Origin of the sequence: Pseudoalteromonas sp. SIMBA_162, assembly GCF_046535955.1 — a bacterium.
In the GTDB taxonomy this organism is placed as follows: Bacteria; Pseudomonadota; Gammaproteobacteria; order Enterobacterales; family Alteromonadaceae; genus Pseudoalteromonas; species Pseudoalteromonas marina.
In genome coordinates this window covers 1-270 of record NZ_JAWJBQ010000438.1, presented here as the reverse complement: position 1 = coordinate 270, position 270 = coordinate 1, and the positions used below count along the sequence as shown (strand labels likewise).

Annotated in this window: 1 protein-coding gene; it reads right to left on the bottom strand. The window is 67.4% G+C overall.

All coding sequences use genetic code 11. The annotated features are described in order from the left end of the window. Nucleotides 1-270, bottom strand: a 270-nt coding sequence (locus R0J88_RS20385; RefSeq protein WP_410900933.1) for a 2-phospho-L-lactate transferase CofD family protein, incomplete at both ends; no start/stop codon positions are given.

Here is a 270-nt window from a genome sequence, read left to right as displayed (position 1 = left end):
CGGGCAGCAGTTGGGGATGTAGACCTTGGGGCAGGGGTTGGCCAGCACCGCGCGCCCGACGCCCTTGGGCAGCAGATTGGCGAGCACGCTGGAGGAGAAGCTGCCGGGAGGGAAGCAGATCAGTTCGGCCGACTCGATCAACTGGCGATTGTTGGCGTGCAGCTCCGGTACCACGGGGACATGGTGGTCGCCCTCTGCCGCGGCCAGACGCATGCGCGCGATGGGTGAATCGAGAGGGGCGACTTCCTTGCCGGTGATGCGGTGCTGGCC